At 70.8% G+C, this 11,370-nt stretch carries 11 protein-coding genes; 10 read left to right on the top strand and 1 reads right to left on the bottom strand.

The window, feature by feature from the left end:
* The first annotated feature begins 74 nt into the window (after positions 1-74).
* From ACX80P_RS04580 to ACX80P_RS04565, 4 genes are all read left to right on the top strand, one after another.
* Entirely contained in the window at positions 75-2,975 is a 2,901-nt protein-coding gene (locus ACX80P_RS04580; RefSeq protein WP_459276874.1) for an FtsK/SpoIIIE family DNA translocase, read from the top strand.
* A gap of 9 nt (positions 2,976-2,984) precedes the next feature.
* On the top strand, positions 2,985-3,572 hold the full coding sequence (gene pgsA, locus ACX80P_RS04575; protein ID WP_459276873.1) for a CDP-diacylglycerol--glycerol-3-phosphate 3-phosphatidyltransferase: 588 nt from the start codon (positions 2,985-2,987) through the stop codon (positions 3,570-3,572).
* Positions 3,569-4,066 carry a CinA family protein gene (locus ACX80P_RS04570; RefSeq protein WP_459276872.1) on the top strand — a complete coding sequence of 166 codons (498 nt, stop codon included), beginning with the start codon at positions 3,569-3,571 and terminating at the stop codon, positions 4,064-4,066. Before pgsA ends, ACX80P_RS04570 begins: the two co-directional genes overlap by 4 nt.
* Positions 4,067-4,189: 123 nt before the next feature.
* Entirely contained in the window at positions 4,190-4,630 is a 441-nt protein-coding gene (locus tag ACX80P_RS04565; protein ID WP_459276871.1) for a helix-turn-helix domain-containing protein, read from the top strand.
* 64 nt (positions 4,631-4,694) lie between these two features.
* Here the strand turns inward: ACX80P_RS04565 and ACX80P_RS04560 are convergent, their stop codons facing one another.
* Positions 4,695-5,204 (bottom strand): MarR family winged helix-turn-helix transcriptional regulator, encoded by a 510-nt coding sequence (locus ACX80P_RS04560; protein WP_459276870.1) that lies wholly within the window; start codon positions 5,202-5,204, stop codon positions 4,695-4,697.
* 203 nt (positions 5,205-5,407) lie between these two features.
* Between ACX80P_RS04560 and ACX80P_RS04555 the strand changes: the two genes are divergently transcribed.
* From ACX80P_RS04555 to dapF, 6 genes are all read left to right on the top strand, one after another.
* Positions 5,408-5,626 (top strand): DUF3046 domain-containing protein, encoded by a 219-nt coding sequence (locus ACX80P_RS04555; RefSeq protein WP_459276869.1) that lies wholly within the window; start codon positions 5,408-5,410, stop codon positions 5,624-5,626.
* A gap of 211 nt (positions 5,627-5,837) precedes the next feature.
* A complete protein-coding gene (recA, locus tag ACX80P_RS04550; RefSeq protein ID WP_459276868.1) occupies positions 5,838-6,881 on the top strand; it encodes a recombinase RecA in 1,044 nt (347 codons plus the stop codon).
* Positions 6,882-6,887: 6 nt separating this feature from the next.
* Complete coding sequence (locus tag ACX80P_RS04545) at positions 6,888-7,889, top strand: regulatory protein RecX (protein ID WP_459276867.1); 1,002 nt, start codon at positions 6,888-6,890, stop codon at positions 7,887-7,889.
* Between the two features lie 58 nt (positions 7,890-7,947).
* On the top strand, positions 7,948-9,528 hold the full coding sequence (miaB, locus tag ACX80P_RS04540) for a tRNA (N6-isopentenyl adenosine(37)-C2)-methylthiotransferase MiaB (protein WP_459276866.1): 1,581 nt from the start codon (positions 7,948-7,950) through the stop codon (positions 9,526-9,528).
* Positions 9,525-10,436 carry a tRNA (adenosine(37)-N6)-dimethylallyltransferase MiaA gene (gene miaA, locus ACX80P_RS04535; RefSeq protein ID WP_459276865.1) on the top strand — a complete coding sequence of 304 codons (912 nt, stop codon included), beginning with the start codon at positions 9,525-9,527 and terminating at the stop codon, positions 10,434-10,436. The genes miaB and miaA overlap by 4 nt, the downstream gene beginning before the upstream one ends.
* Before the next feature lie 4 nt (positions 10,437-10,440).
* Positions 10,441-11,370 (top strand): diaminopimelate epimerase, encoded by a 930-nt coding sequence (dapF, locus tag ACX80P_RS04530; protein ID WP_459276864.1) that lies wholly within the window; start codon positions 10,441-10,443, stop codon positions 11,368-11,370.

Raw genomic sequence — 11,370 nt, 5'->3', positions numbered from 1 at the left:
TCGTCGGGTCCGGAGAGCCCGCGAACGTGCGGGAATTCGACGGATCGGGGGAGTGGTCCGGTACCGTGAGGAGCATGGCCACTCGAACGTCCCCTGCCCCGCGGGGGCATCAGACCCGCAGCAAGGGAGCGTCCGCCGTGACGGCATCCTCCCGGACCAAGGCGCCGGGCAAGGCCCCGGCCAAGGGGGCCGGCCGTGCCCCGGCGAGGACGCGGCAGGCACCCGCGACCCCTGAACCGCCGCACGAGGACCACCTCGCCCTGCCGCTGCGGGCCGTCCGCGCGGTCTGGATGGGGACCGCGCGCGTCGTCGGCTCCGGCGTCCGCACGTTCGGCCACGACGTGGCCCCGGACCGTGAGCTCCGCCGCGACGGGTCCGGCTTCTTCCTCCTGCTGCTGGCCCTGGCCGTCGCCGCCGTCGAGTGGTGGGCCCTCGGCGGCAGCGCCGCCGACATCGTGCACGCCGCCGCGGGCGGCACCTTCGGCTGGATGGCCCTGCTCGTGCCGTTCCTGCTCGGGATCGGCGCTGTCCGCCTGTTCCGGTACCCCGAGCGGCATCGGGCCAACAACCGCATCAGTATCGGTCTGCTCGTCATCCTCTTCGCCGGCTCCGGCATCGCCCACCTCGTCGGCGGGCGGCCCGGCCTCTCCGACGGCCTCGACGCCCTCTGGCGGGCCGGCGGCGTCGCAGGGTTCCTCACCGCAGGGCCGCTCAGCAGCGTCCTCACGGCCTGGCCCGTCGGCGTCCTGCTCGGGGCGGCCATCCTCCTCGGCCTACTGATCGTCACGGCCACGCCGTTCCGCCACATCCCTGCCCGCCTGCGTACCCTGTACGAGCACCTCATGGGCCAGGACCCGGACAGTGCCGGGTCCCGGCGCGACGACGGCCACGACCAGAGCTACCTGTACGAGACCCACGGCGCCACCGCGCGTCCCGAGCCGAAGCGCCGCAAGCGCCTGTTCGGCAAGGACAAGCCCGAGGCATCCGAGGATCACCACGAGCAGCACGACGCCGACGGGGACGGCTACGTGGGCGACGAGGCGTTCGAGCGTGCCGTCATCGAGGACGAGGAACGCCGCGCCCGCGAGGCCGAAGCCGCCATCCCGCCCGGAGTCCGGCGGCCCACCCGGCAGGAACTCGCCGCGGAGGACCTCAAGCGGTCGCAGGGGATCGGCGCGCGGGAGCGTGCACCGGAACGCGCCCCGGAGGGAGCCACAGAGGCCATCGACATCGTCCCCGCCGCGAAGGCGCTGATCGTCCCGTCGACCCCGGTGCAGCCCCAGGTCCCGCCGACCCCCATCCCGCAGCGCACCGAGCAGCTGCAGCTCGCGGGCGACGTCGCGTACACCCTGCCGCCGTCGGACTACCTGCCCGCCGGCACCCCGCCCAAGGAACGGTCGGAGGCCAACGACGCCGTCGTCGCCGCCCTGACCCACACCATGGACCAGTTCAACGTGGACGCGAAGGTCACCGGGTTCTCACGCGGCCCGACGGTCACGCGGTACGAGATCGAACTCGCTCCGGGCACCAAGGTGGAGCGCGTGACCGCGCTGTCGAAGAACATCTCCTACGCCGTCGCCAGCTCCGACGTCCGCATCCTCTCACCCATCCCCGGCAAGTCGGCCATCGGCATCGAGATCCCGAACACCGACCGCGAGACGGTGTCCCTCGGTGACGTGCTGCGCTCCGGCAACGCCCGCAAGACGGACCACGCGATGGTCATGGGCGTGGGCAAGGACGTCGAGGGCGGATTCGTCGTCGCGAACCTCGCGAAGATGCCCCACCTGCTCGTGGCCGGCGCCACGGGTGCGGGCAAGTCCTCGTTCGTGAACTCGATGATCACCTCGATCCTCATGCGGTCGACGCCGGACGAGGTGCGCATGGTCATGGTCGACCCGAAGCGCGTGGAGCTCACGGCCTACGAGGGCGTGCCCCACCTGATCACGCCCATCATCACGAGCCCCAAGAAGGCCGCCGAGGCGCTGCAATGGGTGGTCCGCGAGATGGACACGCGCTACGACGACCTGGCGAACTACGGCTACAAGCACATCGACGACTTCAACAAGGCGGTCCGGAACGGGAAGGTCGTCCCGCCCGAGGGGTCGAAGCGGGTGGTGCGGCCCTACCCGTACCTGCTGGTCATCGTGGACGAGCTCGCCGACCTCATGATGGTCGCGCCGCGGGACGTCGAGGACTCGATCGTGCGCATCACCCAGCTGGCGCGCGCCGCGGGCATCCACCTCGTCCTCGCCACGCAGCGGCCCTCGGTCGACGTCGTCACCGGCCTGATCAAGGCGAACGTCCCCTCCCGCATGGCCTTCGCGACGTCGTCGGTCACCGACTCGCGCGTCGTGCTGGACCAGCCGGGCGCGGAGAAGCTGATCGGTCAGGGCGACGCGCTGTTCCTGCCCATGGGCGCGTCCAAGCCCATGCGCGTGCAGGGCGCCTGGGTCACCGAGTCGGAGATCCACCGCGTGGTCGAGCACGTGAAGGGCCAGCTGCAGGCGGTGTACCGCGAGGACGTCGCCGTCGACGCGCCCAAGAAGCAGATCGACGACGACATCGGGGACGACCTCGAGGTCCTGCTGCAGGCCACCGAACTCGTGGTCACGACCCAGTTCGGGTCCACGTCGATGCTGCAGCGCAAGCTCCGCGTCGGGTTCGCGAAGGCCGGACGCCTCATGGACCTCCTCGAGTCCCGCGGAGTGGTCGGTCCCTCGGAGGGATCGAAGGCCCGCGACGTGCTGGTCAAGCCCGACGATCTCGCCCCGGTGCTCGCGGCCATGCGCGGCGACGAGCCGTCGGCAGCCGTGCCCGCGCAGCCACGTCCGCAGGCGCCGATCGACCTCGTGGCGGACGATCTCGCCTCGCGCGCCCAGGCCGTCGATTACCACGACGGCGCCGACGCGTCCGGGGACGGCGATGGTGGCGACGACGGCGAGGACACAGACGCCTGGAACCTCACCGGCAGGTAGCCTGAGAGGGTGAACAGCTCCCCGAGCCCGGCCGTTCCGGTCCTGAACATCGCCAACGTCCTCACTGTCGTACGGATCCTGCTGGTCCCGTTCTTCGTGTGGTTCCTCCTCCTCGACGACGGCCGCGCCGGCCTGTTCCGCTGGCTCGCCGTCCTCGTGTTCGTGGTGGCGATCTACACCGACAAGCTCGACGGCGACCTGGCCCGCAGCAGGGGCCTCATCACCGACTTCGGCAAGATCGCGGACCCGATCGCCGACAAGCTGCTCATCGGCTCCGCCCTCATCATGCTGTCCGTCCTCGGCGAACTGTGGTGGTGGGTCACCATCGTCATCCTGGTTCGCGAGATCGGGATCACCCTCCTGCGGTTCGCCGTGATCCGGTACGGCGTCATGCCGGCGTCGCGCGGGGGCAAGCTGAAGACGGTCGTCCAGACCGTGGCCATCCTGCTGTTCCTCATCCCCCTGCAGGCCGTGGCCGGGGAATGGGCGTGGTGGGCGGCCGTCGCCGTCATGGCGGTCGCCGTGGCGATCACGGTGGTGACCGGCGTCGACTACGTGGTCCAGGCCATCCGGCTCCGCGCCCGGGCCCGTTCATGACGGGCGCAGGCCCGGCAGCCGACGTCGTCGCCCTCGCCGCGCGGCGCGGGCTCACCGTGGCCACGGCCGAGTCCCTGACCGCCGGCTCGGTGGCGGCCGCGCTCGCCGGGATCCCCGGGGCGTCGTCGGTCCTCCAGGGCGGGATCATCGCCTATCAGGTGTCTGTCAAGCAGAACCTCCTGGGCGTCGACGCAGAACTTCTTTCGAACGCCGGGGCCGTCGACGCGCGCGTCGCGGCAGCGATGGCGGAGGGGGTACGGACCGCGCTGGCCGCCGACGTCGGCGTCGCGACGACCGGCGTCGCCGGCCCGGCCGCCCACGAGGGGAAGCCCGTCGGGACCGTGTTCACGGCGATTTCGACGTCCTCGGGCACGGAGACGTTCGAGCATCACTTCCCCGGGGACCGCGACGCCGTCCGGGCCGCGTCCCGCGACGCAGTGCTCGGCGAGCTCCGTGCGGCGCTCGGCGAGGGAACAAACATTCGCCGGAGGTAGTTATAAACACTGCCGGCCGTTGATAGGGTTGGCGACTCAAGCTCAAGCAGAACGGGCAGGTCATCATCACGGAGCGGACGTCCACCGGGCGCCGCACCATTATGAGGGAGCAAGGCGATACAGATGGTAAAGCAGCCCGTGTCCGTAAACGGCGTGGTCCGTTGGCGTGATGTGGGGTTGGCGGATGATGCACAACGCAAGCCCAAGGAGCGCAAACTGGTGGTTCTCCGCCACGAGATCGGCGACGTCCTCCGTGACGTTCGCCAGCGCCAGGGCCGCACCCTGCGCGAGGTGTCGCACAGCGCGAGGGTCTCCCTCGGCTACCTCAGCGAGGTCGAGCGTGGACAGAAGGAAGCATCGTCCGAACTCCTCTCATCAATCTGCAGTGCACTCGAGGTGCCGCTCTCCTCGATGCTGCGGGAAGTCAGCGACCGCCTGGCAGAAGCAGAAGGCGTGTCCATCCCGGACACCGTCCCCCAGGAGTTCTCCCGCGAATTCGGAGACGACCTCACCGACGAACTGAACGACGACTTCCGTCGGGGGCTCGCGGCCACGAACCGCTAGCCACCCCACGTCAAGGAAGGCCCGTCCCCGGCATGATCCACGGGACGGGCCTTCCTGCTGTGTGCTACCAGTTGTCCTTGGTGTACGTGTTGTTCAACTGGGCGATCAGCGTGCCCAGGCGCGTCAGGTCCTCGACGTCCCAGTCCTCCATGAGCTGGTGGAACGCCTGCTTGCGGGCCGTCTGCGCGGCCACGAGCTGCCGTGTGCCGGCGTCCGTCAGGGAGATCGACTGCGCGCGTCCGTCGAGGGGGTCGGCTTCCTTGCTGACCAGGCCCAACTGCTCCAGCATCGCGATCTGCCGGCTGACGGAGGGCTTTCCCACTCCCACGCTCGCCGCGATGTCGGTCAGGCGCATCGAGCCCTCCCTCTGCAGGATCACGAGGAGTCCGTACGCCGCCGGTTCCATGTCCGGGTGCACCCGACGGGCCACCTTGTAGGAATTCGACCGGGCGCGACGCCACAGCATGCTCAGCTGCTGTTCGAGGGCCTCGATGGCCGAATCGGTGTCTGCATCCTCCCCGGGGTAGCCCGCACGGCCCGGGCCGGGGTCGGTGGTGCTCGGCTTCGCGTTCATGGGGCCATTCTAGGGTCCTGCAGGGGCTTGATCACCATGCTGCGGCGCCCTATTCTCCGGACGGGCCGCGAATCCCGTGTCGCGTCGTCCGGTAGGGCAGCCCCGCGGCGCACCGGGCGGTCGGCGCAGGTCGCCGTGCCCAGCCGCCAGAATGGTGGGAGAGGGGCGGGCGACCGCCCGACGACGAGAGCGAGGAACACCGCATGCGGCTGAGCGACTTCTGGCGACTGATGGACGACGAGTTCGGGGAGCGGTATTCGCGGACCCTCGCCCGCGACCTCGTCGTGGACCGGCTGGGGGACAGGACGGCGTCCGAGGCGCTCGGCGCCGGCGTCGACCCCAAGGCCGTGTGGGAGGCCGTGTGTCTGGCGCAGGACGTCCCGAGGAGCCGCTGGCTCGGCCGGGACGTCAGGCCGCGCTGACCTGCTCCCCGGCCGGACGACGACGCCCGGGACACACGGAGGAACGGCCGAATAATCGAATACCTGTTCGGACAGGGATATGATGGGGGGACGCCCCGAACGCTGTTATGCACATGGTGACGGCCCTCCGCCAAACTGTCGGTGGGGGCCCCTACAGTCGAATTGAACACGTACACACCGGCCAGTTGGCCATGAACAACCGAGGTGAAGAATGGCCGCTCCAGACCGCGAGAAAGCCCTAGAAGCTGCTCTCGCCCAGATCGACAAGCAGTACGGCAAGGGTTCGATCATGCGCCTGGGCGACGAGACCAGGGCGCCCATCGAGACCATCTCCACGAGCTCGATCGCCCTGGATGCGGCGCTCGGCATCGGTGGCCTGCCACGCGGAAGGGTCGTCGAGATCTACGGCCCCGAATCGTCGGGCAAGACCACCGTCGCCCTGCACGCCGTCGCCAGCGCCCAGCGCAACGGCGGCATCGCGGCGTTCATCGACGCCGAGCACGCCCTGGACCCCGAGTACGCCAAGAAGCTGGGCGTCGACACCGACGCACTCCTCGTGTCGCAGCCGGACACCGGTGAGCAGGCACTCGAGATCATGGACATGCTCATCGGGTCCGGGTCCATCGACATCGTCGTGATCGACTCGGTCGCAGCCCTCGTACCGCGGGCCGAGATCGAGGGCGAGATGGGCGACAGCCACGTCGGCCTGCAGGCCCGCCTCATGAGCCAGGCCCTCCGCAAGATCACCGGCAGGCTCAGCCAGACCAAGACCACGGCCATCTTCATCAACCAGCTCCGCGAGAAGATCGGCGTGTTCTTCGGCAGCCCCGAGACCACCACGGGCGGCAAGGCGCTGAAGTTCTACGCGTCGGTGCGTATCGACGTACGCCGCATCGAGACGCTGAAGGAAGGCGTCAACCCGGTCGGCAACAGGACGCGCGCCAAGATCGTCAAGAACAAGATGGCCCCGCCGTTCAAGCAGGCCGAGTTCGACATCCTGTACGGCCACGGCATCTCCCGTGAGGGCGGTCTGATCGATGTCGGCGTGGAGAACGGGCTGGTCAAGAAGTCCGGCGCCTGGTTCACCTACGACGGCGACCAGCTGGGGCAGGGCAAGGAGAACGCCCGCAAGTTCCTGAAGGACAACCCCGGTCTCGCCGACGAGCTCGAGCAGAAGATCAGGGTCAAACTGGGCATCGGAGTGCAGCCGGAGGAGCCGGAAGCCCCCAAGCTCAAGGCCGTCAGCGGCGAGTAGGCGTCCGTGGCATCGGAGGCCGGGCCGGAGCAGGCCGGATGGGGGATCTCCTACGACCTGTTCGGCTCGGACAGTTCCGCCGATCCCGACGCATCCGCTGCGCCGGCCCGGTCGCGGTCCGATCGCCAGGGGTTGTCGCGGTCCACGTCGTCCTCCTTCGGCAAGGCGTCCTCCTTCGGCAGGACGACGGCCGCGCGGAAGCGCGGGACCTCGCGCCGCCGGGTTCCGGCGGGTCGGACGCCGTCCGACGACCCGTTCGGTCCCGTCGTCGGCGGGTCGGCCGAGGCCTTCGAGGAGGCCGATGCCCTTGATCCGACCGATGCGGTCGAGACCGTCGACGGACCTGCCGGCGAGGTGGACGGGAAGACCGGCCGGTCCCGCCGGCGGGTAGGTGACGGCTCGGGCGAATCGTCGTCCCGCGGGCGTCGCGGGCGTCGCGGAGCCGCGGGGTCCCGCAGCGCCACCGACGGTACAGGCCCCGCCGACGGCGCAGGCGCGGAGGGGGAGGATGCCCCGGGTCGGACCGATGAGGAATGGACGTCGCTGGCGCGATCCGTCCTGCTCCGCCAACTGGCCCTCGGGTCGCGGAGCCGCCACCAGCTCGATCGCAAGCTCGCCGAGCGGGACGTGCCGCCGTCGGTGGCTTCGGCGCTCCTCGACCGGTTCGAGGAGGTGCAGCTCATCGACGACGCCGAGTTCGCGCGTATGTGGGTGCGCACCCGTACCGCCGCCAAGTCGCTCTCCCGGGCCTCGCTGCGCCGCGAACTCGCGGACAAGGGCATCGACCCGGAACTGGCCGAGGACGCACTCCTCCAGCTGTCCGACGAGGACGAGGACGAGCAGGCCCGGGAGGTCGTCCGCCGGAAGCTCCGCGGCAGCGCCGATCTCTCCGATCGCACCGTGCGGGAGAAGGAGGTCCGGCGCCTCGTCGGCGTCCTCGCCCGCAAGGGGTACAGCCCCGGAACCGCGTTCTCGATCGTGAAGGACGTCATCGCCGACGCGGGATGACCCGACGGCGGACGGCGCGATTGTGGGCGCCCACCGCGTCAGCCGTACGCTTGAGGACGTGAGCACGACACTTCCTGTCTCCCTCGACGAGGCACCCCGCAGCACACCCGGCCCGCCGGAGGGCGACCCCCGGAACGATGCGGCCGCCCGGCGCACCTACGAGGTGCGGACGTTCGGCTGCCAGATGAACGTCCACGACTCCGAGCGCATCTCCGGGCTGCTCGAAGGGGCGGGTCTCGCCCGCGTGGAGGGTGGCCAGGCGGACGTCGTCGTCTTCAACACGTGCGCGGTCCGCGAGAACGCGGACAACAAGCTGTACGGCAACCTCGGGATCCTCAAGGCGGTCAAGGAAGCCCGGCCGGACCTGCAGATCGCCGTCGGGGGATGCCTCGCGCAGAAGGACCGGGAGACCATCCTCCGGAAGGCTCCCTGGGTGGACGCGGTCTTCGGGACGCACAACATCGGCGCCCTGCCCGCGCTCCTGGAGCGCGCCCGCCACAACCAGGACGCACAGCTGGAGATCCTCGAGTCCCTCGACGTCTTCCCCTCGACCCTGCCCACCCGGCGGGAATCCGTCTACGCCGGCTGGGTCTCGATCTCCGTCGGCTGCAACAACACCTGCACCTTCTGCATCGTGCCGTCCCTGCGTGGCAAGGAGCGCGACCGCCGGCCGGGGGAGATCCTCGCCGAGATCGAAGCCCTCGTCGCGGACGGCGCGGTCGAGGTCACGCTGCTCGGCCAGAACGTGAACTCCTACGGCGTCGAATTCGGCGACCGGGGCGCCTTCGCGAAGCTGCTGCGCGCCTGCGGGTCCGTCGAGGGCCTCGAGCGGGTCCGGTTCACGAGTCCCCATCCCGCGGCTTTCACCGATGACGTGATCGATGCAATGGCCGAGACGCCCAACGTGATGCCCCAGCTGCACATGCCCCTGCAGTCGGGCTCGGACCGCATCCTGAAGGTGATGCGCCGGTCCTACCGGTCCAGCCGCTTCCTCGGCATCCTCGACCGCGTCCGCGCCCGGATGCCGCACGCCGCGATCTCCACCGACATCATCGTGGGGTTCCCGGGCGAGACCGAGGAGGACTTCCAGGCCACGCTCGACGTCGTCGAGCAGTCCCGCTTCGCCACGGCCTTCACCTTCCAGTACTCCAAGCGCCCCGGTACCCCCGCGGCGGACCTCCCCGACCAGCTCCCCAAGGCCGTGGTGCAGGAGCGGTTCGAGCGACTGACCGCGCTGCAGGACCGCATCGCCCGCGAGGAGAACGCCCGCCAGGTCGGTCGGGTCGTCGAGGTGCTCGTCACCGACCAGCAGGGCCGCAAGGGCGCCGAGACGCACCGGCTGACGGGCCGTGCGCGGGACCAGCGGCTCGTCCACTTCTCCGTCCCCGAGGGTGCGGCCGTGCCCCGGCCGGGCGATGTCGTGACCCTGCCCGTCACGGAGGCGGCGTCCTTCCACCTTTTGTCGGATCCGGCCCCGGAGCAGTACGTGCTGCGCCGCTCCCGGGCGGGCGACGCGTGGGACAGGAGCCAGGCCGATTCGTGCGGCGTTCCCTCGTCGCCCGCGAGCGTCGCCGGCGGTGCCCCACGGCCCGTCCCGTTGGGCATGCCGTCGCTGCCGGTCCGTGGAGGGGCTTCTTGACCCTTCCCGTGGTCGCGGTCGTGGGACCGACCGGTTCCGGCAAGTCCGCGCTCGGTATCACCCTGGCCCGGCTCCTCGGCGGCGAGATCGTCAACGCCGACGCACTCCAGTTCTACCGCGGCATGGACATCGGAACCGCCAAGCTGGACCCGGCGGAGCGGCAGGGTATCGAGCACCACCTGCTCGACACCCTCGACGTCACGCAGGAGGCGAGTGTCGCCGCCTACCAGGAGGATGCCCGCCGGATCATCGCGGACATCCAGGACCGCGGGCGGGTGCCGATCCTCGTCGGTGGGTCCGGCCTGTACCTCCGGGCAGCCCTGGACCGGCTGGAGTTCCCTCCCACCGACGCCGCCGTGCGCGCCCGGCTCGAGGAGGAACTCGCCACCACCGGACGGGAGGCGTTCCGGGAGAAGCTGCGGGCCGTCGACGCCGCGTCCGCCGAACGGATCGACGACGATCGCCGGCTCGTCCGCGCGCTCGAGGTGCACGAGGTCAGCGGGCGGCCCTTCAGCGCCTTCATGCCGCGCCGGGAGTACCACCAGCCCGCCGTGCAGATCGGCCTCGCCGTCGACAGGGACGTCCTGCGCGCCCGTCTCGCCGACCGCGTGCACGCCATGGTGCGCAACGGCCTGGCCGAGGAGGTCCGTCGCCTCGCAGCGGCCGGACTCCGCGACGGGCGCACGGCGTCCCGCGCCCTCGGGTACGGGCAGTTCCTGAGGGTGCTGGACGGTTCCCTGTCGGAGCAGGGCGCCGTCGAGGACACCATCGCTGCGACCCGCCGGTTCGCCCGGCGCCAGCTGACCTGGTTCCGCGGCGACCCCCGCGTGGCCTGGACGGACTGGGAGGCGCCGGGTCTCGTCGACCGGGCGGTCGAACTCGTGCGGCAGCACGGGGACCTATCCTAGGACTGTGACAGACCACCCCGCCCCCGCCCCGTTCTCCTTCACCAAGGGCCACGGCACCGGCAACGACTTCGTCCTGACGCTCGACCCCGACGCCTCGGCGCCCGACGACGCCGCCTTCGTCGCCGCGCTCTGCGACCGCCACCGCGGGATCGGCGCCGACGGGTACATCCGCGCCGTGCGGTCCGCGGCCCTGCCGGAGGGGCGGGCGCTCCTGCTGACGGAGCCCGACGCCGAATGGTTCATGGACTACCGCAACGCGGACGGCTCGGTGTCCGAGATGTGCGGCAACGGGGTACGCGTCTTCGCCCACTTCCTGCTCTCCTCGTCGGTCGCGGACCTGCCCGACGGCGGTGAGCTAGCCATCGGCACCCGGGCCGGCGTGAAGCGCGTGACCCGCTCGCACGACGGGTACGCGGTGGACATGGGCCCGTGGGAGTTCATCTTCCCCGAGGCGGCCGTGTCCCGCGGCATGGACTCGCTCGTGGAGATCGGCGGGCTCGACGTCGACCGCCCCGCACTATCGGTCAGCATGGGCAACCCGCACACCGTCGTCGCGCTGGCCGAAGCCGCCGAACTGCACAGGACCGAACTGCACCGGGCACCCGTTGTGCAGCCGGTCCCGCCGGAGGGGACCAACGTGGAGCTCGTGGTGCCCTCCGATCCGCTGGTGGGGGAGGACGGCGTCGGCCGTCTCACCATGCGCGTCCACGAGCGTGGCGTCGGCGAGACGCAGTCCTGCGGGACGGGCGCCTGCGCCGCCGCGGCGGCCACGCGGTTCTGGGCCGGCCAGGGGGCTCCCGCGCAGTGGCGGGTGGCCGTCCCGGGCGGCGTCGTCGGGGTGACCTTCTTCGACGGACCGGACGGCCGCGAGCACGTGCAGCTCAGCGGCCCGGCCGCCCTGGTGGCCGAGGGCGTGCTCCTCCCCGCAGCCTGA

The organism is Arthrobacter arabinosi, from assembly GCF_054511115.1.
The sequence above is the reverse complement of the archived record's forward strand: the minus strand, read 5'-3'. Positions and strand labels throughout refer to the sequence as shown.

Coding starts and splice junctions, on each gene's coding strand:
- ACX80P_RS04580 (WP_459276874.1), top strand. CDS start 75: ATGGCCACTCGAACGTCCCCTGCCCCGCGGGGGCATCAGACCCGCAGC.
- ACX80P_RS04565 (WP_459276871.1), top strand. CDS start 4,190: ATGGTAAAGCAGCCCGTGTCCGTAAACGGCGTGGTCCGTTGGCGTGAT.
- ACX80P_RS04570 (WP_459276872.1), top strand. CDS start 3,569: ATGACGGGCGCAGGCCCGGCAGCCGACGTCGTCGCCCTCGCCGCGCGG.
- ACX80P_RS04555 (WP_459276869.1), top strand. CDS start 5,408: ATGCGGCTGAGCGACTTCTGGCGACTGATGGACGACGAGTTCGGGGAG.
- recA (WP_459276868.1), top strand. CDS start 5,838: ATGGCCGCTCCAGACCGCGAGAAAGCCCTAGAAGCTGCTCTCGCCCAG.
- ACX80P_RS04560 (WP_459276870.1), bottom strand. CDS start 5,204: ATGAACGCGAAGCCGAGCACCACCGACCCCGGCCCGGGCCGTGCGGGC.